Raw genomic sequence first — 22,737 nt, 5'->3', positions numbered from 1 at the left:
GTTCGGCGTGGTGCCGGTCTCGGCATATACGTAGATCGTCTGCGTGCTGGTGATCGCATCGCCGGCGTTGAGCTGCGTGCCCGTACCGCCAGGGCCGGTGTAGTAGTTCCCGTTGGTGAGCGCTGGCAGTGTGTAGCTGTCGCAGGCGGTAACGTCCGAAGGGTCGTCAACCGGAGGGGTGTCGTTGATCGTCACCAAAAAGCTGTTCTCGGCGCTACAGTTCGGCGTGGTGCCGGTCTCGGCATATACGTAGATCGTCTGCGTGCTGGTGATCGCATCGCCGGCGTTGAGCTGCGTGCCCGTACCGCCAGGGCCGGTGTAGTAGTTCCCGTTGGTGAGCGCTGGCAGCGTGTAGCTGTCGCAGGCGGTAACGTCCGAAGGGTCGTCAACGGGCGGTGCCGCAATGATTTCCAATTTAACAGGAGTGCGGGTTTCGCTAGCACATTCAGAAGTATCGTTAACAGCTTCGGCATAATATGTTTTTGAACCTATTGTATTCCAGGTTGGCGAAGGCACAAAGTTGCCTCCGGTTGCTGCGTCATACCAAAATATATTAATGCCCGTCTGTGGCACGATGGCATCGTTGGCATCCAATGTCTGTATTGGTGATTGCTCACATTCCGTAATGTCGCCCGTGCTTGTTGGGGCATCTGGGGCTTCATTTATTACTATATTTGCCGTATCACTTGCAGAACAACTACCAATGGTATAAGTATAGGTAACGGTAACTGTACCGCTAAGACCGGTTGGGTCGAAGCTCGCCGTTCCGTTGCCGTTGTCCGTAACGCCCGTACCGCTCCATGTTCCGTTGGAATTGGTTGGAGTACCGGTTAAGGTAATGGGACTATCGTTTTCGCAAAGCGGCCCGTAGCTGCCTGCGTCCACATTAACTTGATTAGGCTGTGTAATTACAACTGTTTCCTGAGTAGTACAATTACCATCATTTACTGTTACGTTATAAGTACCCGCAGTTAGCCCCGTTTGGTCCTGTGCCGTAGGGTTTAAACCGCTACCGTCAACAGTAGTCCATGAATAGGTATAGGTTCCGGAACCTCCCGTTACCGAAAGGTCAATAGAACCATCGTCCTCGCCAAAACAACTTACGTCTTGTTTTGTGTAACTTGAATCTAAGTTTGAATTTGTTAAAGTAAGTTTTCGCGATGGCGAAGTACATCCCAAACCAGAGTTATAATAAAATGCATACCAAACTCCCGGAGTTGTAACTGTAGGGTTGCTTGATAAATGATCTGCCGTAACGCTTAAATCCGGGTTTGTGGTCCACAACAATTCTGCACCTATCGGAGTAGTTGAAGTAACAAAAGAATCAAGCTGCACCTGGGTAGGCTGGCAATACTCTTTAGAAGTTACTGAAAGCTCGGGAGAGTTTGCAAAACCCTCCACAGACAATCTTAAACCATCAACCAAAACAACTGATCGTCCTGGATTTCCAGTTTTGTAGAAAACTTCAACAGAAGTTGCGGAATTCCCAGATCTAAATGTTATACATCTATTTTCCCAATAAGGGTTTATTTCTGTCCAACCGCCTGGATTTTGATTTCCTCCATTACCACTTGAAGAAAATGACAACCTTGTAGGGAAATCGCTTTGAGGGTGTTGTATTAAATCGTTATGGGTATATGTTAATGGGTCAGAAATTTGAACTGCACCATTTCTTACTCCAAATTGCAGGTTAGGCGCATATTCCAATATTCCTCCTCCTTGATTATAACTATTAACAGTAGCGTATCTTGGTATTACAGCTATTTCAAAACATACAGTATAGACTGTATTTGGAACTACAGTTAAAGTTTGGCGAATAGCTTCATTTTGAAATGAAAATATAGCAAAACCACCACCATCAAAAGTAGACGGCTCAATAATACCAGGATATACTGAATTAGAGTTTGTGGTTGAATAAGAGATATATTGCCCTTCAGACCAATCTACAGTTCCGTCATCATTCCAACAGGTATATCTTGCATCAGCTTGGTACTGACCATTGGTACCGCCTATGGCAGTTCGGAAGGTGCCCCCATCAACATCGTCCTTTTCAAAAGATCCGCAAGTAATGAGATTACAAGCCCCAACAACATTTCCTTTCTGACCATTATCAAAAGCTTGCGCTTTTGATTTAGAACGAAACGTTGCATTATAATTTGCTGCTTTTTTATCTAGATCAGCATTATATTGATCCAAGTATTCTTGCGAATATGGCAATATTACTTCTCCCTCATCTGAAGAACCTATCGCTTGAGAATAGCCCTGGCTACTCAAGCAACCTATTAAAATGAGACCTATTAAGAACCTCTTATCAGAAGCTAATAATTTAGTAATTATTTTAAACATAAGTTAGAATTTTATTAATACCGATATCTTTTGATAATGCTATAAGTAACATTTCACCACAATTAATGTTCAAATATACAGTGTAAAAACTGTTAAGGAATTACTAACAAACAAGTATTAGTTGAACTGTAAAAAATAGTCGGCAAACGACCTAAATTGATTGAAAAAACAAGAAATTTTGTAGGAAAAAGACATACGTGTTAGTACGTATATACCCTGAATATAAGGCTTTTGGAAAGTAGTTTGGTAAGAAAAAAATCCCAGTTTTAAGATTCTAATTGTATTATAATGTTCAAGTAAACCAATAAATGTCAATACAATATTGTAAAATTAAAACCTCTCTAGTAGATTCATAATATAGGAAGAAAAAGTATTTTTAAAAATTATATTATTTGAAAGAAAAAATCAAAAGGTAATTCTTACCATTTACGGTTTAAATCTGAATAAACAAACTTTATCTTTGCATCCTATTTAGAAGAAAAACAATGTCCTTAACAAAAGAAATAAAACGCCGAAGAACTTTCGGAATCATTAGTCACCCAGATGCCGGAAAAACCACCTTGACAGAAAAACTGCTTCTTTTTGGAGGTGCCATTCAGGAAGCCGGGGCCGTAAAAAGCAACAAAATTAAAAAAGGTGCCACCAGTGACTTTATGGAAATAGAGCGCCAGCGTGGGATTTCTGTGGCAACTTCTGTCTTGGCCTTCGAATATGAAGGGATAAAAATCAACATCCTCGATACGCCCGGCCACAAGGATTTCGCGGAAGACACTTTTAGGACTTTAACTGCCGTAGATAGCGTAATTGTTGTTATTGATGTGGCAAAAGGTGTGGAAGAACAGACTGAGAAATTAGTTGAAGTCTGCCGCATGCGAAACATTCCAATGATCGTTTTCATCAATAAAATGGATCGCGAAGGAAAGGACGCTTTCGAGCTTTTGGATGAAATCGAGCAAAAGCTGAACCTTCGCGTAACGCCCCTAAGTTTCCCAATTGGGATGGGTTATGATTTTAAGGGAATTTACAATATTTGGGAAAAAAACGTAAATCTTTTCAGCGGTGATAGCAGAAAAAATATTGAGGAAACCATTGAGATTGAAGACGTAAGTAGCCCTGAACTGGAGAAATTGGTTGGCGACAAAGCAGCCAAAACCCTTCGGGAAGAGCTTGAATTGGTCTATGAGGTTTACCCGGATTTTAATCGCGATGAGTATTTAAATGGAGAACTGCAGCCGGTTTTTTTCGGTTCCGCATTGAATAATTTTGGAGTCCGCGAGTTGTTGGACTGTTTCGTTGAGATAGCTCCTACCCCACGCCCAAAGGAAAGTGACACACGTTTGGTAAAGCCCGATGAAAAAGAATTTTCAGGTTTCGTTTTCAAGATTCACGCAAATATGGATCCCAAGCACCGCGACCGTTTGGCATTTGTTAAGATCGTTTCGGGTACTTTTGAAAGAAATTCACCATACCTGCACGTACGCCACGGCAAGAAGCTAAAATTTTCCAGCCCCAATGCGTTCTTTGCCGAAAAGAAACAAATAGTGGATATTTCGTATCCAGGTGATATTGTGGGACTGCACGATACAGGAAATTTCAAAATTGGAGATACCTTGACCGAGGGCGAAGAGATGCGATACAAAGGCATTCCAAGCTTTTCTCCGGAGCACTTTAAATATATAAACAACGCAGACCCGATGAAGAGCAAACAGCTGGAAAAGGGCATTGATCAGTTGATGGATGAAGGCGTTGCACAGCTTTTCACTTTGGAATTAAACAATAGAAAAGTAATCGGTACCGTAGGCGCACTACAGTTTGAAGTAATCCAGTACCGTTTGGAGCACGAGTACGGAGCTAAATGTAGTTACGAAAATCTAAACGTGCACAAAGCCTGTTGGGTAGAAGCAAAAGATCCAAAAAGTGAGGAATTTGCAGATTTTAAAAGGGTAAAGGCGAAATTTTTGGCGAAGGACAAACGCGGCCAATTAGTGTTCTTTGCAGATTCTGCATTTACACTTCAAATGACCCAATCAAAATATCCAAATGTGAAATTGCATTTTGTGAGCGAGTTTGAAAAAGCCGGAAGCTCGAAGATGGAAGCTAAATAATAGGATTTGATTCCTGCGAATTTGATACGTTATAAAATGATATTTAAATAAAAAAAGCCCCGAAAATTTCGGGGCTTTTTTATGTTCTTATGCTTCGCCAGTAGGGCCGAAGTTTAAAGGAATAGGCGGTTGCTCATAGTCCTTTATTTCGCCGTGAGCGTTTTCAAATCTTTTCACATTGTCACCCAATGCCTTCAGAAATCTTTTTGCGTGTTGTGGCGTCAAGATAATTCTGGACTTCACTTTACTTTTTGGAATTCCCGGCATAATGGTTACAAAATCCACCACAAATTCAGAAACAGAATGGTTGATTATGGCCAAGTTACTATAAATACCCTGAGCCACGGTTTCGTCCAATTCTATGTTTATCTGCCCTTGTTTGGGTTGTTCTTTTTTTTGATCTGCCATTATTAGATTTTAGACGTTAGTTATTAGATTTTAGATTTCCTATGACAGAAAATATTGGTCTTCGGCTCCGCTCAGACCACGGTCATTGAGCGGAGTCGAAATGACCTCTTTAATTATAATTCACTTCCTGCTTTACGCGGTTCATTTCCTCAAGCTCTTCCTTAGAACCTACAATTATAGTATCATATCTACGCATACCGGTACCGGCTGGTATTTTATGGCCTACAATTACATTCTCTTTCAAGCCTTCTAAGGTATCGACCTTACCAGCAACCGCTGCTTCGTTCAATACTTTGGTGGTTTCCTGGAAGGAAGCCGCAGAGATGAATGACTTGGTCTGTAACGACGCTCTCGTAATACCCTGAAGTACTGGAGTGGCCGTTGCAGGAACCGCATCGCGCGCTTCTGCAAGTACTTTATCGTTTCTTCTCAATAAAGAGTTCTCATCGCGAAGCGTACGTGGAGAAAGGATTTGACCTTCCTTCAAGTTTTCAGAATCCCCGGCGTTTGTAACTACCTTCATTCCGAAAATCTTATCGTTCTCTTCAATGAAATCATCTTTATGCGCCAATTGGTCTTCAAGGAAAGTAGTATCTCCCGGATCTTGAATCTGTACTTTACGCATCATCTGGCGAACCACAACTTCAAAGTGCTTATCGTTGATCTTCACCCCTTGCAGACGGTACACCTCCTGAACTTCGTTCACAAGATATTGCTGTACTGCAGATGGACCTTTTATACGAAGGATATCCTCTGGTGTGATGGAACCATCAGAAAGTGGCATACCTGCACGAACGTAATCGTTTTCCTGAACAAGAATTTGGTTTGAAAGTTTCACCAAATACTTTTTAACTTCGCCCAATTTGGACTCAACGATAATCTCACGGTTACCACGTTTTATTTTTCCGAAGGAAACTACACCGTCAATCTCACTAACAACTGCAGGGTTTGAAGGGTTACGCGCTTCAAAAAGCTCAGTAACACGCGGAAGACCTCCTGTAATATCACCCGCTTTCGCAGATTTACGTGGTATCTTCACAAGAATTTTACCGATCTTAATTTTGTCGCCATCGTCCACCATCAAGTGGGCTCCAACAGGCAAGTTATAGCTTCGGATAACTTCGTCTTTCTTCCCTAAAATTTGAAGGGTTGGAATACGCTTTTTATCTCTCGATTCAGAAATTACTTTTTCTTGGAAACCAGTTTGCTCATCAATCTCTACCTGATAGGTTAAACCTTGAACAATGTTTTCGTATTTAATTTTTCCAGCAAATTCTGAAATAATTACACCGTTGTAGGGATCCCAAGAACAAACCACATCACCAGCATTCAGGCTATCGCCATCCTTTACGTAAAGGGTGGAACCGTATGGAATGTTATTGGTACTTAACGTAATACCGGTTTTCTTGTCAACTAGTTTAATTTCAGAAGTACGTGAAATTACAATATCAACTGTTTTGCCTTGGCTATCTTCACCTTTAACGGTTTTAAGATCTTCGATCTCTGCTTTACCGTCAAATCTAACAACCAATTTGTTCTCTTCGGAAATGTTCCCCGCAATACCTCCCACGTGGAACGTACGAAGTGTAAGCTGGGTTCCTGGTTCCCCAATGGATTGTGCAGCCACAACACCCACAGCTTCCCCACGCTGAACCATTTTATTGGTAGCAAGGTTACGACCGTAACATTGTGAACAGATTCCTTGTTTAGCTTCGCAGGTTAGTGCAGAACGTACTTCTACGCTATCCAACGGAGATTTGCCAATAGCATCGGCTATTTCTTCCGTAATATGATCGCCAGAAGCAACAAGCAATTCCTTAGTCAATGGGTTAACAATATCGTTAAGTGCTGTACGTCCTACAATTCTATCGCGAAGGGATTCCACAATCTCTTCGTTCTTCTTCAAGGCAGAAACCTCAATTCCACGAAGGGTGTAGCAATCTTCAATATTGATAATAACATCCTGTGAAACATCCACCAAACGACGTGTTAGGTAACCAGCATCCGCAGTTTTAAGAGCCGTATCCGCAAGTCCTTTACGCGCCCCGTGGGTAGAGATAAAGTATTCAAGAATTGAAAGACCTTCCTTAAAGTTAGAAAGAATCGGGTTCTCGATAATTTCACCACCACCGGAGTTTGATTTTTTCGGTTTCGCCATCAATCCACGCATACCTGTTAACTGGCGGATCTGTTCCTTAGAACCCCTCGCCCCAGAGTCAAGCATCATATACACAGAGTTGAATCCTTGCTGATCCTCGCGAATACGCTTCATAGAAAGCTCGGTAAGTTCAGCATTCGTTGCGGTCCAAATATCAATTACCTGGTTGTAACGTTCGTTGTTCGTAATAAGCCCCATGTTGTAGCTGTTGATAATACCGTCAACTTGTTCGTTGGCGTTATCAATCATGCTTTGCTTTTCGGCAGGGATAATAATGTCACCCAAGCTGAAAGACAAACCACCTTCAAAAGCGAATTTATACCCAAGACCTTTAATTTCGTCAAGGAACGCTGATGTTACTGGAACAGAAGTAACTTTCAAAATTTTACCGATAATATCACGAAGCGACTTTTTGGTCAATACTTCGTTTATGAAACCAGCTTCTTCAGGAACTTTCTCGTTAAAGATTACCCTTCCCAAAGTGGTGGTAATAATTTGGTTCACCAACTCACCGTTTTCATTGAAATCCTTGGTTCTGATTTTTATTTCGGCATTAAGATCTACCTTGCCTTCATTATAGGCAATAATAGCTTCTTCCGCTGAATAGAAAGTTAGGCCTTCTCCTTTCACAACTACATCGCCCATGGTTTTCTTTAGTTTGGTCATATAGTATAGACCCAAAACCATATCCTGTGAAGGAACCGCAACCGGACTACCGTTTGCCGGGTTCAAAATGTTATGTGAAGCAAGCATCAAAAGCTGGCATTCCAAAATAGCCTCTGGCCCAAGTGGAAGGTGAACAGCCATCTGGTCACCATCGAAATCCGCGTTAAATGCAGTACAAACCAATGGGTGAAGCTGAATCGCTTTTCCTTCAATCAATTTAGGCTGGAACGCTTGAATACCCAATCTGTGCAAAGTTGGGGCCCGGTTAAGCATAACTGGGTGACCTTTCAATACATTTTCAAGAATATCCCAAACTACGGGCTCCTTTTTATCTATAATTTTCTTTGCAGATTTTACTGTTTTTACAATTCCTCTTTCAATCAATTTACGGATTACGAAAGGTTTGTAAAGTTCGGCAGCCATATCTTTTGGAAGACCGCACTCGAACAATTTCAATTCCGGCCCCACGACGATTACCGAACGAGCCGAATAATCCACACGCTTCCCAAGCAGGTTTTGACGGAAACGCCCTTGCTTACCTTTCAATGAATCTGAAAGGGATTTCAATGGACGGTTACTATCAGTTTTAACTGCTGAAGATTTACGCGTGTTGTCAAACAATGAATCTACCGATTCCTGAAGCATACGCTTTTCGTTACGAAGGATTACTTCAGGAGCTTTTATCTCCATCAATCGCTTCAAACGGTTGTTACGGATGATTACACGGCGGTACAGATCGTTCAAATCTGAAGTTGCGAAACGGCCACCATCAAGCGGCACCAAGGGACGCAATTCCGGCGGAATTACTGGGATTACTTTCATAATCATCCACTCAGCCTTGTTCTCGCGATTTTTGTTCGCATCGCGAAGTGCCTCTACAACTTGAAGACGCTTTAACGCTTCGGTTTTACGTTGTTTTGAAGTTTCGTTGTTTGCTTTATGGCGAAGGTTGTATGAAAGTGTGTCCAAATCGATTCGCTGTAAAAGATCGATCAAGCACTCTGCTCCCATTTTCGCAATAAATTTATTTGGATCTGTTTCTTCCAAATACTGGTTTTCCTGCGGAAGTGAATCAAGTATGGCTAGATATTCTTCCTCGGTAAGGAAATCCATTTTCTTCACATTCTCACCACCTTCATATTTTGCGATACCTGGCTGAATTACTACATAACGTTCGTAGTAAATGATCATATCCAATTTCTTGGAAGGTAATCCAAGAAGGTAACCAATTTTGTTAGGAAGGCTACGGAAGTACCAAATATGCGCCACGGGAACCACCAAATTGATATGCCCCACACGGTCACGACGTACTTTCTTCTCCGTTACTTCCACCCCACAACGGTCGCAAACGATACCTTTGTAGCGGATTCTTTTATATTTACCACAGGCACATTCGTAATCCTTTACCGGACCAAAGATGCGCTCACAGAAAAGACCGTCACGCTCAGGCTTGTGCGTACGGTAGTTGATTGTTTCGGGCTTTAATACTTCGCCGCGTGATTCCGCCAAAATGGATTCAGGGGAAGCCAAACCAATAGAAATCTTGTCGAATTTCTGTACTGTGTTTTCTTTATTTCTGTTCATCATGTTGAAAAAAAATTAATTTTTGTTTGTAGGCGCGCGATTAATCGCGCGCCTACGGTATCGGAATGACCCCGTGGGCTATTCCTCTAATCTAATATCAAGACCCAATCCTTTCAATTCGTGCATAAGTACGTTGAAAGATTCCGGTAATCCTGGTTCTGGCATGGTTTCCCCTTTTACGATTGCCTCGTAGGTTTTCGCCCTTCCAATAACATCATCAGATTTAACAGTCAATATTTCTCTAAGCGTGCTGGATGCACCGTATGCTTCCAAGGCCCAAACTTCCATCTCCCCAAAACGCTGACCACCAAATTGTGCTTTACCACCAAGAGGTTGTTGCGTAATAAGCGAGTACGGTCCGATGGAACGTGCGTGCATCTTGTCATCTACCATATGGCCCAGTTTCAGCATATAGATAACCCCTACAGTTGCAGGTTGGTCAAAACGCTTCCCGGTGCCACCATCAAATAGATAGGTGTGTCCAAATCTTGGAATTCCAGCCTCATCGGTCAATTCATTTATTTGGTCAATAGTTGCACCGTCAAAAATTGGGGTTGCATATTTGCGACCTAATTTTTGTCCGGCCCATCCAAGAACGGTTTCATAAATCTGCCCAATGTTCATACGCGATGGTACCCCAAGTGGGTTCAACACGATATCTACAGGAGTTCCGTCTTCAAGGAAAGGCATATCTTCCTCACGTACAATACGTGCTACAATACCTTTGTTTCCGTGACGTCCCGCCATCTTGTCCCCTACTTTTAGTTTACGCTTTTTAGCGATGTAAACTTTGGCAAGTTTCAAAATTCCGGAAGGTAGCTCATCTCCTACAGAGATTGTAAACTTCTCACGACGCAAGTTACCTTGAAGGTCGTTTTCCTTAATTTTATAGTTGTGCATTAAATCTGCCACCAATACGTTGGTTTCATCATCAGTCGTCCAAGTACCTCCCGTTAAGTGGGTATAATCATCAACCGCGTGAAGCATTTTTAATGTGAACTTTTTACCTTTAGGGAAAACTACTTCGCCAAGATCGTTATTTACACCTTGAGCAGTTTTTCCACCTACAATTGCGAAAAGTTTTTCAACCAAAACATCTTGCAGTGCTACGAATTTTGCTTCGTATTTTGCTTCAAGTTCTGCGATGTCCTCTTTATCTTTTGCACGTTTGCGCTTATCTTTTACGGCACGGGCAAACAATTTCTTGTCTATCACCACCCCGTTCAACGAAGGCGAAGCTTTTAGCGAAGCATCCTTAACGTCACCTGCTTTGTCACCAAAAATGGCACGAAGCAGTTTTTCTTCTGGCGTTGGGTCGCTTTCACCTTTAGGCGTAATTTTCCCGATAAGGATATCGCCAGGTTTTACCTCGGCGCCAATTCGGATCATACCGAATTCATCCAAATCTTTTGTAGCTTCTTCCGAAACGTTTGGAATATCGTTTGTCAATTCCTCGTTACCCAATTTGGTATCGCGAACCTCCAAAGAGTATTCATCTATATGTATGGAAGTGAAAATATCTTCGCGAACTACTTTTTCAGAAATAACGATCGCATCCTCAAAGTTATACCCTTTCCAAGGCATGAAGGCAACCTTCATGTTTCGGCCTAAGGCCAATTCTCCTTTTTCAGTAGCATATCCTTGACAAAGCACCTGTCCTTTTTTCACTCTATCGCCTTTGCGAACAATTGGCTTCAAGTTAATGGAAGTACTCTGGTTTGTCTTTCTGAATTTTACCAGTTGATATGTTTTTTCATCAGAATCAAAACTTACCATACGTTCGTTCTCGGTACGGTCGTATTTGATTGTGATTTCATTTGCGTCAACATACTCTACTACACCGTCTCCTTCAGCATTTATCAATACACGACTATCGGAAGCAACTTGTCTTTCAAGACCAGTTCCCACGATTGGTGAATCTGCAATCAACAAAGGTACCGCCTGGCGCATCATGTTTGAGCCCATCAGTGCACGGTTCGCATCATCATGCTCCAAGAATGGAATCAACGATGCTGAGATAGATGCAATCTGGTTTGGCGCAACGTCAGCGTAATTTACAACCGTTGGTTCCACAAGAGGGAAGTCACCTTCCATACGTGCAATTACCTTGTCGGTTTCAATTTCACCTTTGTCTGAAAGTGGAATATTTGCCTGTGCAATGTGTTTTTCTTCTTCTTCTTCAGCAGAAAGATAAACAGGCTCATGTTTCAAGTCAATTTTACCATCCGTAACTTTACGGTATGGTGTCTCGATGAAACCAAGGTTATTCACTTTCGCATAAACAGCAAGTGAAGAAATAAGACCAATGTTTGGTCCTTCAGGTGTTTCAATCGGGCACAAACGGCCGTAGTGTGTATAGTGAACGTCACGAACCTCGAAACCTGCTCTTTCACGGGAAAGACCACCTGGCCCAAGTGCCGAAAGACGACGCTTATGCGTAATCTCTGCCAGTGGGTTGGTCTGGTCCATAAACTGTGAAAGCTGGTTGGTACCAAAGAATGAGTTGATTACTGACGAAAGTGTTTTCGCATTAATCAAATCGATAGGTGTAAATACCTCGTTGTCACGAACGTTCATACGCTCGCGGATGGTACGTGCCATACGGGCAAGACCAACGCCAAACTGTTGCGACAATTGCTCACCCACAGTACGTACACGACGGTTACTAAGGTGGTCAATATCATCAATCTCAGCTTTAGAGTTAATAAGCTCGATCAAATATTTAACTATGGTTATAATATCTTCCTTGGTAAGCACTTGCTTGTCCATTGGGATATCAAGACCCAGTTTCTTGTTCATTCTGTAACGCCCTACCTCACCAAGATTATATCTTTGGTCGCTGAAGAATAGCTTGTGGATAATACCACGAGCCGTTTCCTCATCAGGTGGTTCGGCATTACGAAGTTGTCTGTATATGTGTTCTACCGCTTCCTTTTCTGAGTTGGTAGGGTCTTTTTGCAGTGTATTGTGGATAATGGCGTAATCTGCCTGAAGGTTATCCTCTTTGTGCAACAAGATTGTTTTTGTTCCGGAATCGATAATTTCGTCAATATGCTCTTTTTCAAGAACAGTATCACGGTCTAAAATGATCTCATTACGCTCGATGGAAACCACCTCGCCTGTATCTTCATCCACGAAATCCTCGTGCCAAGTTTTCAGCACACGTGCCGCCAATTTGCGGCCAATATATTTTTTAAGCCCCGTTTTTGAAGCTTTAACTTCTTCCGCAAGGTCGAATATTTCAAGAATATCCTTATCTCTTTCAAAACCGATGGCGCGGAAAAGTGTGGTTACGGGCAATTTTTTCTTACGGTCAATGTACGCGTACATCACGCTGTTGATATCTGTGGCAAACTCAATCCATGAACCTTTGAAAGGAATTACGCGGGCAGAGTAAAGCTTCGTTCCATTTGCGTGGAAGGATTGGCCAAAGAACACCCCTGGAGAACGGTGAAGCTGTGAAACAACAACACGCTCGGCCCCGTTGATGCAGAACGTTCCGCTGGGGGTCATATATGGGATGGTACCGAGATAGACATCTTGTACGATGGTTTCAAAATCTTCGTGCTCGGCGTCTGTACAGTACAGTTTCAATCGCGCTTTTAGAGGGACGCTATAGGTAAGTCCGCGCTCAATACACTCCTGTATGGAATATCTTGGGGGATCTACGAAATAGTCTAAAAACTCTAAAACGAATTGGTTGCGGGTATCGGTAATCGGGAAATTTTCCAAAAAGGTTTTGTACAATCCTTCTTGGCCTCTTTCTTCTGATTTGGTTTCCAACTGGAAAAAATCCTGAAAGGATTTAATCTGAATGTCCAAAAAGTCGGGATATTCCGGCTTATTTTTTACAGAGGAAAAATTCAATCTTTCAGTTTGCGTTGCTGACATCTATGGACGGAATTTTAATTAAAATGAAAATGAAATAATCGTATAAAAAGGCATTAACCATTATATACGCAAAATGGTTTAGGTCTTTCCGCCGAAACGGAAGACCTAAACCTTAAGGTTTGGAACGTAAGGAGCTTACTTAAGCTCAACCTCAGCTCCAGCTTCTTCTAATTGAGCTTTTAAAGCTTCAGCTTCGTCTTTAGAAACGCCTTCTTTAATTGGAGAAGGAGCGTTATCTACCATTTCTTTTGCTTCTTTAAGACCAGCACCAGTTAATTCCTTAACTAGTTTTACAACTGCAAGTTTAGATGCACCAGCAGCTTTCAACATTACTGTGAATTCTGATTGCTCTTCAGCGGCGTCTCCACCTGCAGCAGCACCACCAGCAGCAACAGCAACAGCTGCAGCAGCAGGCTCAATGCCATACTCATCTTTTAATATTGTAGCTAACTCATTAACTTCTTTTACTGTTAGGTTAACCAATTTTTCTGCGAAATCTTTCAAATCTGCCATTTCTATCGTTTTTAAAAATAATTGTGTTTATATAAATTAATTAGTGCAATAACATTCCTCTATATCTCCCTTTAAAGGAAGACAAAAGGGGTTTTTTATCCTTCTCTTTCGGATAAGGTCTTAACAATTCCCGCAAGCTTTCCACCACTTGATTTAAGTGCTGAAACAACATTTTTAGCAGGCGATTGCAACAACCCGATAATTTCTCCAATAAGTTCGTCTTTCGACTTAAGTTCAACCAGACTATCCAATTGATTGTCGCCAACATAAATTGACTCTTGGATATAGGCTCCCTTCAAAAGAGGCTTATCAGATTTCTTTCTGAATTCCTTAATTACTTTGGCAGGCGCGTTTCCTGTTTCAGAAATCATCAAAGATGTATTTCCTTTCAGGATATTTGTAAGCTCACCGAAATCCTTATCTGAACTCTCCATCGCTTTTTTAAGCAATGTGTTCTTAACAACTGCCAACTGAACCCCTGCTTTGAAACAAGCGCGGCGAAGGTTGGTAGTATTCCCTGCATCAAGGCCTGAAATGTCTGCCAGATAGATATTGGCATTATCAGACAACTGTGCAGTCAACGTTTCAATTACTTGTGATTTTTCTTCTCTTGTCATAATTTCCAGTTTTTACTGCTCAGTAAACCTTTTTGTATCCACTTCAACTCCTGGGCTCATTGTGCTTGACATGAAGATACTCTTAATGTAAACACCTTTTGCGGCCTGAGGTTTAAGTTTAACGAGGGTTGTTAATAATTCTCTTGCGTTTCCTGCAATCTTTTCGGCATCAAAAGATGCTTTCCCGATTGCTGCGTGTACGATACCAGTCTTGTCAACTTTGAAGTCGATTTTACCAGCTTTTACATCAGAAACTGCTTTAGCAACGTCCATTGTTACTGTACCTGTTTTTGGGTTTGGCATAAGGCCACGAGGACCTAGTACACGTCCTAAAGGACCTAATTTACCCATTACGCTTGGCATAGTTACAATTACGTCAACATCTGTCCATCCTCCTTTAATTTTATCGAGGTACTCATCAAGACCTACGTAATCTGCTCCGGCTTCTTTGGCTTCGGCTTCCTTATCGGGAGTTACCAATGCCAACACTTTTACGTCCTTACCAGTTCCGTGCGGAAGGGTAACAACGCCACGGACCATTTGGTTCGCTTTACGTGGATCCACGTTAAGACGTACTGCAAGGTCAACGGAAGCATCAAACTTTACGCTGGTGATTTCTTTTATTAAAGCAGAAGCCTCAGCTACAGAATAGGCCTTGTTAGGCTCTATTTTTGATGCGGCTTCCTTTTGCTTTTTAGTTAATCGTGCCATTTTATAGATTCTTTTTTCAGATTAAAAAGGTGCGTCACCTTTTACTTTTATTCCCATGGAACGTGCAGTACCGGCTACCATTTTCATAGCAGACTCTACGGTAAATGCGTTAAGATCGGGCATTTTATCTTCCGCGATCGTTTTAACTTGGTCCCAAGAGATTGTGGCTACTTTTTTTGCGTGTGGTTCACCGGAGCCCTTTTTCGCTTTTGCAGCTTCTAGTATTTGTACTGCAGCGGGTGGTGTTTTAATTACAAAGTCAAAAGACTTGTCTTTATACACTGTGATCGCTACTGGCAATACTTTCCCCTGCTTATCCTGGGTTCTAGCGTTGAATTGCTTACAGAACTCCATGATGTTAACACCGGCAGCACCAAGAGCAGGTCCAACTGGGGGTGATGGATTGGCAGCACCTCCGCGAACTTGCAACTTAACTACTTTACTGATTTCTTTTGCCATTTCTAATTTTTAAATGTGGTTATTCAAAAGTGGAAGCCTCCGAAAAACCTATTAAGCGTAACAATTAAACTTTTTCTACTTGCATATAGCTCAACTCTAATGGTGTTTTTCTTCCGAAAATTTTCACCATTACTTCGAGCTTGCGTTTCTCTTCATTTATCTTTTCCACGGTTCCGTTAAATCCGTTGAACGGTCCGTCTATTACTTTTACGGTTTCGCCAATTGTGTAAGGGATGTTAACACTATCATCTTTCACTGAAAGTTCATCAACCTTACCTAACATTCTGTTTACTTCAGATTGTCTAAGCGGCACGGGATCTCCTCCTTTGGTTTCACCCAAAAAGCCGATTACTCCGTTGATAGATTTTATGATGTGTGGAATTTCTCCACCCAGATTTGCCTGTATCATTATATAACCGGGAAAATAAACGCGTTCTTTGTTTACTTTCTTTCCGTTACGAATCTGTATTACTTTTTCAGTGGGCACTAGCACTTGGTCAATATAATCCTCAAGTTCCAATCGTTTTATCTCATTTTCGATATACGATTTGATCTTGTTTTCCTGTCCACTTACTGAACGGACCACATACCACTTTTTTGTACTTGTTGTTTCGGTCATTGCTTACGACTTGATCCAATCAAAATATAAACCAACCATTTTACTGAAAACGGTATCTACGCCCCAAACTGCCAAAGCCAATAAAACAGAGAACACCGCTACAATAACAGTTAACTTCTGTGCTTCTGCCCAAGTAGGCCAAGTAACGTGATTTTTAAGTTCTTTATACGATTCTGTAATATAATTTACCATTTTGTCGCAGTTTAAGATTTTATAGATGTAACAAAGGTTTTCATCTTTTGCACGGGTTGAGAGACTCGAACTCCCGACACCTGGTTTTGGAGACCAGTGCTCTACCAACTGAGCTAAACCCGTCTATAAGGATTAGCACCATTTAAAGGCCAATATGCTAAACCCGCTATAAAAGCCAAGGTATCCCGAAGTTAATTCGGGACACCCAGTGCTTTTTATAATTATATAATTAGTCTAAAATTTCAGTTACCTGACCCGCACCTACAGTACGCCCACCTTCACGGATTGCGAAACGAAGACCTACATTCATTGCAATTGGTTGAAGCAACTCAACGTGGATAGTCAAGTTATCACCAGGCATAACCATTTCAACACCATCAGGAAGCGAAATTGTTCCAGTTACATCAGTTGTACGAACGTAGAACTGTGGACGGTAGTTGTTGTGGAATGGAGTGTGACGTCCACCTTCTTCTTTTTTAAGGATATAAACCTCAGCTTTAAATTTAGCGTGTGGTGTTACAGATCCAGGTTTAGTAATAACCATACCTCTAGAAATCTGTGATTTTTCAATACCTCTTAACAAGATACCAGCATTATCTCCAGCCTCACCTCTATCAAGGATTTGACGGAACATCTCAATACCGGTAATAGTAGAAGTTAATTTTTCAGCACCCATGCCGATGATTTCTACAGGATCCCCAGTTTTTGCGATACCAGTTTCAATACGACCAGTCGCAACAGTACCACGACCTGTAATAGAGAATACATCTTCAATAGGCATAAGGAAAGGCTTATCAACATCACGGGTTGGAAGTTCAATCCAAGAATCAACTTCTTCCATCAATTTCAAAACTGTATCAACCCATTTTTGTTCTCCGTTAAGAGCTCCAAGAGCTGAACCTTGAACCACAGGCCCATTATCACCATCATATTCGTAGAAGTTAAGAAGGTCACGAATTTCCATCTCAACTAACTCTAATAATTCCTCATCATCTACCATATCTACCTTATTCATAAATACAACAATACGTGGAATACCTACTTGGCGACCAAGAAGGATGTGCTCGCGAGTTTGCGGCATAGGTCCGTCTGTAGCAGCAACAACTAGAATAGCACCGTCCATTTGGGCAGCACCTGTTACCATGTTTTTTACATAATCCGCGTGACCAGGACAGTCAACGTGCGCATAGTGACGGTTAGCTGTTTGGTACTCTACGTGTGAAGAGTTAATTGTTATACCTCTTTCTTTTTCTTCTGGTGCGTTGTCAATCTGATCGAATGAACGTGCTTCAGAGAAACCAGCATCCGCCATTACTTTAGTAATTGCAGCTGTTAAAGTTGTTTTACCGTGATCTACGTGTCCAATTGTACCAACATTTAAGTGTGGTTTTGAACGATCGAATGTTGCTTTTGCCATTTTGTATTTATTTTAATCTTAGTTATATATTAGTGATCTATTGTATTCTAAACTTGAGCCAATGATGGGAATTGAACCCATGACCTCTTCCTTACCAAGGAAACGCTCTACCCCTGAGCTACACCGGCGTTTTTGGTTTCAGGTTTCAGGTTTCGAGCTTCAGGTTACTCCAACCTGTAACTTGCAACTTTACAACTTGTAACTCATTTTGAGCGGGAGACCGGGTTCGAACCGGCGACATTCAGCTTGGAAGGCTGACGCTCTACCAACTGAGCTACTCCCGCAATTTATTGAAATTCCAAAAAAAAAGAAATTCCAAATTCCAAAATTTTAAAGAACAGTTCCAATTCTGAAGCCAAATTCTTTTGGAATTTGGTGCTTGAAAATTGGAATTTTCAAACTGTGGGGAGAGCAGGATTCGAACCTGCGAAGACGTAGTCAGCAGATTTACAGTCTGCCCTCGTTGGCCGCTTGAGTATCTCCCCAAGACCTTTTAAAGCCTATACTTTAAAAGGAGCGTTTCCAAAATTTCAAGAGCCGATAGAGGGACTCGAACCCACGACCTGCTGATTACAAATCAGCTGCTCTAGCCAGCTGAGCTACATCGGCTTTTTGACCTCTTTTTAAGGCTATTTTTCAGCCATAAAAAAGTCCGCTATTTCTAACGGACTGCAAATGTAGAGAAATTATTTTTTCTACAAAACTTTTTCTAAAAAATTCTATTACAAATATGCTTTTTGTTTTTGTTTTCTTTTTTTAAGCTGTCTTTCAAGGGCCTTAACAACATCATCCACAGCCTCCTCAAAACTTTTCGCCTCTTTCTTTACCATCATATCGTCTCCAGGAATGCTCAATAGCACCTCCACAATTTTATTTTCCTTCTCGCTGGTTTTTTGCACTTTTAAAAATACGTCAGCAAAAATAATTCTATCGTAAAACTGCTCTAGTTTGGACAATCTGCCTTCAACAAATGCCAAAAGTTCATCTTTGGCAGCAAAGTTGGGTGTTTGAATGTTTACCTTCATACTATATTATATTTAAAGTTAATGTAATATGTAATTTTACCCCATAAAGTGTTTTTTTGAATTTATCCGTTTCGTGGATGTGAGTTTTTATAAACCTCCTTCAACTTCGCTATACTATTCTGTGTGTAAACCTGTGTGGAAGCAAGACTGGAATGCCCCAACAACTCCTTTACCGAATTAATATCTGCGCCTTCGTTTAAAAGATGTGTTGCAAAGGAATGCCGCAAAATATGCGGACTTTTCTTCACCTTTTCCGAAGCTTTACTAAAATATGAATTAATAATCCGATAGACAAGAGTTTCATAAATTTTAACCCCTTTTTGGGTAAGAAATAAAGCATCGGTGTCTTTTATGTTCTCAAGATCATTCCGCTGTTGCAAATAATCATTTATAGATTGCAGCACCGTGGGCAAAAGTGGAACAATGCGCTCTTTGTTTCTTTTGCCCAAAACCTTTAAAGTTTTCTGCGCAAAATAAACATCAGTTACTTTAATATTGATCAACTCTGCCCTGCGAATTCCGGTGGAATAAAAAAGCTCCACGATTAAACGGTTGCGCAATCCCTCAAAATCATTCTCTTCTCCAAACATTTCCATTACGTTCCCAATTTCCTTTTCCGAAAAGGGAACCTGAATCTTTTTTGAAGTTTTCAGCGCCTTGTGCTTTGCTAAAGGATTAATTTCTATTTGTCCCGTTTTCAAGAGAAATTTATAGTAGGTTTTTAAAGATGAAATCTTCCGGTTTACGGTTCTGTTTGAAATACCTGAATCTACGAGTGATACTATCCAGCTTCTCACCACGGAATAATTCACATCTACAATTTCAGCATACTGAAATTCCGCAGAAGCAAAAGCCTGAAAATCTTCAATGTCTTTTAAATAGGCAGTCACCGTATGTGGTGAATACTTTTTCTCTAACTGGAGATATTCTACAAAAGGCTGAAAGATCATTGTTTTATAACGGCTTGTTTTAGTTTATCAATTTTTAAGATTGAAACTCTGGGATTCTAAAAATAACTGATTAACTTAAAAAGCCAATAACTTTTAACCATAAAAAAATCCGTTGGAAAATTTTCACAACGGATTTATATGTTTAAGATTCAAATAAAAAACATTAAATATCTTCCTGATCTCTTAAGTTTTGAATATACTGTGCTTTTTGAAGCTGTGCTCTTTTCTTAACCGAAGGCTTAGTAAAAGCCTGTCGTGAGCGCAACTGGCGCATAGTTCCGGTACGGTCAAATTTACGCTTGAAACGTTTCAGCGCTCTGTCGATATTTTCTCCGTCTTTAACTGGTATAATTAACATAGTGTCATCACCTCCTCTCTTTAGGGCGGCAAAGATAGAAAATAGTTATGAGTTATGAGTTATGACTTGTGACTTTTTTTAAAAAAAGTTATTCTTTATACAAAGATGCACGTTTGCTCAAATCCTGTATAAGCTTCTCCTCCTCTTTACTCTCCAACAAAACGTTGTAACTTTTCCAAAAAGATTCATTGTAAGGCTTACTTGAAAAAATATCTGCGGACCAATCGTTTTGTTGAAGTTCCTGTTTTATAAGTTCTGGCTCCTGTATGATGTCGCTGAACAAAATTTCCTGAATGGTGTAGTAATACTGTTCGTCCTTGTCAAATCCCGGTTCGGCCTCGGTCTTTATCCTATCGGAAGAACGGTCGCCCGTGTTTACTAGTTTTGGGGTTTCGTAGTAGATATAATTCGGATACATTTTTCCGTCGTAATCCTTATAGGTCATTACCAGTTTGTGGATGGTCTGCGTATCAAAAAGACTCTTGCTGCGTTTTTTCTGTACGTCAGATGCGGCAACAAGTTCATACTCCACTTTTTTGATGGCGTAATTGTCGTAATAAATATAGATCCATCCCTTGGGCTCAAAACCCTCGTTGTAGATGTTCGGCGTGTTCAGCCCAACAAAATCGGCTCCTTTTTCAATTTTGATTTTATAGATTTTTCGTCCGTTGTCAACTAAAATAGTATCGAGTTCAAACTGATGCTTTTCCAACATATTTTTCCCCAACAATGCACCGGTAACATTTGAGTTGCGGACCAAATTGAGCTTGCCCTTAAAAAGATTCTCCAAGCCATTCACGCGGCTGTCGTTCCATTTTATGGCTTCAATTAAAGAGGAAGTTTTAATCGAATTTCTATTCAAATTTGAGGCCTTTGAATTCATGCTTTTTAAATAAGCGGAATAGGTAAACAGGCTATCAACATCCCTTAAATCATAACTTTTACGGGTTTCGTCCACGTTTATTTTTAGGTTGTCCTTTGCTCCGGCAGCATAACTGGAATCATATAAGGTGATGGCGCTTTCAATAAGCCATTTGTATTCCTTTTTGTTGCGCTCTTTGTGGCGCAGAAATCCCTTTTGAAGGTAGGCTTGCTCGGGAAGGTTTTTCGGAAGTTTTTCAATGGCTTTCTCAACAATACCATTTCCGGTTGTGGGTCGCGGATCAGCAACGATTACCACTTCATCTAAAGAAGCAACATCTTCTTCCAAAAATATATCGGAGCCGTTTTCAAATTCGCTGATTATAACCTTAAAGCTTTTATATCCGATAGAAGAAATTACTAACGTATCCTGCAAATGTTGTTGTGGCACTTTCAAAACGAAATTTCCATCGGCATTGGTTATGGAGCCGATAGTTGTGTTTTCAATATAAACACTGGCGCTTTCAATGGGCTGAAATGTTAAGAAATCGGCAACCTTACCTTTTAGCTCAGTTTGGGCGAAGGTTGTTGCTGTGATGAAAAAAATAAATAAGGTAAAAAGACTTTTTAAAGTGAAATGCTTCATTTCCTGAAATTAGAATTATGAATAAATTATGTCGCCGGCTTATATTCCTTGCCCTCAATAACCATCTTCGCAATTATCTCACGTAAAATCTCGGAAGTTCCACCACCGATGGGCCCAAGCCTACTATCACGCAGTAAACGCGCCAATGGGTAATCTTCCATATAACCGTACCCGCCCAAAAACTGAAGGCATTCGGTCATTACCTCATCGGCAACTTTAGTGGAAATGAGTTTGCTCATCGTAGCTTCCTTTACCACATATTCCCCTTCATTCAACCGTTTCGCCGTAACGTAGTTAAAGGTCTTGCATACCTCAATTTCACTGGCAATCTGTGCAACGCGGTGCCGCAACGCCTGAAATTTTGAAATACTTTTTCCGAAAGCAAAACGGTCCTTCATATATTGAATGGTATATTCCAAAGCAAACTCGCTACGGGCGTGGGCGTTGATGCCCATAATCAAACGCTCCAAGGCGAAATGTTGCATGATGTACGGAAAACCTTTGTTCTCCTCGCCCATCAAATTTTCCGCGGGAATTTCCACATTGTCAAAGGCAATCTCTCCCGTATCGCTAGCGCGCCAGCCCAATTTATCGAGTTTGGTTGCGGAAACGCCTTTTGCATCGCGGTCCACCACGAAAATGCTTATTCCTTTGTTGCCCAATTCGGGAGCTGTTTTTGCCGCTACAATCAAATAATCGCTATAAATTCCGTTGGTGATAAATGTTTTGGAACCGTTCAGAATGTAACTATCGCCTTTTTTTACGGCAGTACTCCGCATCCCGGAAACATCACTACCTCCGAAAGGTTCGGTAATGCAAAGACAGCCTATTTTTTCACCAGTTATACTCGGTGCAAGATATTTTTCCTTTTGCTCGTGGTTGGCCTCTTTTTTAAGGTGCGTCATCGCCAAATAGGCATGCGCCCACATAGCCGCCGCAAAACCGCCGCTATTCACTTTTTGAAGTTCTTCCAAAAAGATTACGGTATAAAAAAGGTCGAGATCCAGGCCACCATATTCCTCGGGCTGATAGATTCCGAAATAGCCCATCTCGCCAAATTTCTGCCAAATGAAACGTTCTATATGGCCGGTTTTCTCCCACTTTTCTATATGGGGGACAACTTCCTTTTGAAGAAAATCCTGAAAACTCTTTCTAAAAAATTCGTGTTCTTCTGTAAAATACATTTTATCCATGCGGTGCAAAACTATTAT

The 22,737-nt window shown here is 41.1% G+C and carries 17 protein-coding genes and 5 tRNA genes; 1 reads left to right on the top strand and 21 read right to left on the bottom strand.

Features of this window, described 5'->3' with window-relative positions; genetic code table 11:
* Window positions 1-2,346 (bottom strand): Ig-like domain-containing protein (locus LS48_RS12290; RefSeq protein WP_193392799.1); only part of this gene is annotated, 2,346 nt, incomplete at its 3' end.
* A gap of 485 nt (window positions 2,347-2,831) precedes the next feature.
* Between LS48_RS12290 and LS48_RS12285 the strand changes: the two genes are divergently transcribed.
* A complete protein-coding gene (locus LS48_RS12285; protein ID WP_062622802.1) occupies window positions 2,832-4,451 on the top strand; it encodes a peptide chain release factor 3 in 1,620 nt (539 codons plus the stop codon).
* An 87-nt stretch (window positions 4,452-4,538) separates the two neighbouring features.
* Here LS48_RS12285 and LS48_RS12280 read toward each other — a convergent pair whose 3' ends face one another.
* The 20 genes from LS48_RS12280 to LS48_RS12185 all read right to left on the bottom strand — a co-directional run bounded on the left by LS48_RS12280 (window position 4,539) and on the right by LS48_RS12185 (window position 22,719).
* Window positions 4,539-4,859 carry a DUF3467 domain-containing protein gene (locus LS48_RS12280; RefSeq protein ID WP_045081585.1) on the bottom strand — a complete coding sequence of 107 codons (321 nt, stop codon included), beginning with the start codon at window positions 4,857-4,859 and terminating at the stop codon, window positions 4,539-4,541.
* 109 nt (window positions 4,860-4,968) lie between these two features.
* Window positions 4,969-9,267 (bottom strand): DNA-directed RNA polymerase subunit beta', encoded by a 4,299-nt coding sequence (rpoC, locus tag LS48_RS12275; RefSeq protein ID WP_193392800.1) that lies wholly within the window; start codon window positions 9,265-9,267, stop codon window positions 4,969-4,971.
* A 78-nt stretch (window positions 9,268-9,345) separates the two neighbouring features.
* A complete protein-coding gene (gene rpoB / locus LS48_RS12270) occupies window positions 9,346-13,158 on the bottom strand; it encodes a DNA-directed RNA polymerase subunit beta (RefSeq protein ID WP_045081583.1) in 3,813 nt (1,270 codons plus the stop codon).
* A gap of 135 nt (window positions 13,159-13,293) precedes the next feature.
* On the bottom strand, window positions 13,294-13,671 hold the full coding sequence (gene rplL, locus LS48_RS12265; protein ID WP_062622801.1) for a 50S ribosomal protein L7/L12: 378 nt from the start codon (window positions 13,669-13,671) through the stop codon (window positions 13,294-13,296).
* 95 nt (window positions 13,672-13,766) lie between these two features.
* A complete protein-coding gene (gene rplJ, locus LS48_RS12260; RefSeq protein ID WP_045081581.1) occupies window positions 13,767-14,288 on the bottom strand; it encodes a 50S ribosomal protein L10 in 522 nt (173 codons plus the stop codon).
* A gap of 12 nt (window positions 14,289-14,300) precedes the next feature.
* The gene (gene rplA, locus LS48_RS12255) at window positions 14,301-14,999 is read right to left on the bottom strand and encodes a 50S ribosomal protein L1 (RefSeq protein WP_045081580.1); all 699 of its coding nucleotides are present in this window, start codon (window positions 14,997-14,999) and stop codon (window positions 14,301-14,303) included.
* Window positions 15,000-15,020: 21 nt separating this feature from the next.
* Window positions 15,021-15,458, bottom strand: a complete 438-nt coding sequence (gene rplK / locus LS48_RS12250) for a 50S ribosomal protein L11 (protein WP_062622800.1) — start codon at window positions 15,456-15,458, stop codon at window positions 15,021-15,023.
* Window positions 15,459-15,522: 64 nt separating this feature from the next.
* Window positions 15,523-16,077 (bottom strand): transcription termination/antitermination protein NusG, encoded by a 555-nt coding sequence (gene nusG, locus LS48_RS12245; protein ID WP_045081578.1) that lies wholly within the window; start codon window positions 16,075-16,077, stop codon window positions 15,523-15,525.
* Between the two features lie 3 nt (window positions 16,078-16,080).
* Window positions 16,081-16,269: a preprotein translocase subunit SecE gene (gene secE / locus LS48_RS12240; protein WP_062622799.1), complete on the bottom strand. Its 189-nt coding sequence runs from the start codon at window positions 16,267-16,269 to the stop codon at window positions 16,081-16,083.
* Window positions 16,270-16,319: 50 nt separating this feature from the next.
* Window positions 16,320-16,392, bottom strand: a tRNA-Trp gene (locus tag LS48_RS12235).
* 106 nt (window positions 16,393-16,498) lie between these two features.
* Window positions 16,499-17,686: an elongation factor Tu gene (tuf, locus tag LS48_RS12230; protein ID WP_062622798.1), complete on the bottom strand. Its 1,188-nt coding sequence runs from the start codon at window positions 17,684-17,686 to the stop codon at window positions 16,499-16,501.
* A 56-nt stretch (window positions 17,687-17,742) separates the two neighbouring features.
* Window positions 17,743-17,814 (bottom strand) — tRNA-Thr (locus LS48_RS12225).
* A gap of 83 nt (window positions 17,815-17,897) precedes the next feature.
* Window positions 17,898-17,970, bottom strand: a tRNA-Gly gene (locus LS48_RS12220).
* A 119-nt stretch (window positions 17,971-18,089) separates the two neighbouring features.
* A tRNA-Tyr gene (locus LS48_RS12215) sits at window positions 18,090-18,171 on the bottom strand.
* Between the two features lie 50 nt (window positions 18,172-18,221).
* A tRNA-Thr gene (locus tag LS48_RS12210) sits at window positions 18,222-18,295 on the bottom strand.
* A gap of 113 nt (window positions 18,296-18,408) precedes the next feature.
* Window positions 18,409-18,711, bottom strand: a complete 303-nt coding sequence (gene hpf, locus LS48_RS12205; protein ID WP_062622797.1) for a ribosome hibernation-promoting factor, HPF/YfiA family — start codon at window positions 18,709-18,711, stop codon at window positions 18,409-18,411.
* Between the two features lie 62 nt (window positions 18,712-18,773).
* Entirely contained in the window at window positions 18,774-19,661 is an 888-nt protein-coding gene (locus LS48_RS12200) for a tyrosine-type recombinase/integrase (RefSeq protein WP_062622796.1), read from the bottom strand.
* A 163-nt stretch (window positions 19,662-19,824) separates the two neighbouring features.
* Window positions 19,825-20,019, bottom strand: coding sequence for a 30S ribosomal protein S21 (gene rpsU, locus LS48_RS12195; protein ID WP_062622795.1), 195 nt, complete (start codon window positions 20,017-20,019; stop codon window positions 19,825-19,827).
* 88 nt (window positions 20,020-20,107) lie between these two features.
* Window positions 20,108-21,526 (bottom strand): carboxypeptidase-like regulatory domain-containing protein, encoded by a 1,419-nt coding sequence (locus LS48_RS12190; RefSeq protein WP_062622794.1) that lies wholly within the window; start codon window positions 21,524-21,526, stop codon window positions 20,108-20,110.
* Between the two features lie 26 nt (window positions 21,527-21,552).
* Complete coding sequence (locus tag LS48_RS12185) at window positions 21,553-22,719, bottom strand: acyl-CoA dehydrogenase family protein (protein ID WP_062622793.1); 1,167 nt, start codon at window positions 22,717-22,719, stop codon at window positions 21,553-21,555.
* Window positions 22,720-22,737: the final 18 nt, after the last annotated feature.

Origin of the sequence: Aequorivita aquimaris (assembly GCF_001573155.1) — a bacterium.
GTDB lineage: Bacteria > Bacteroidota > Bacteroidia > Flavobacteriales > Flavobacteriaceae > Aequorivita > Aequorivita aquimaris.
Note: the sequence above shows the minus strand (reverse complement) of the source record. Positions and strands in the feature narration are given on the sequence as shown.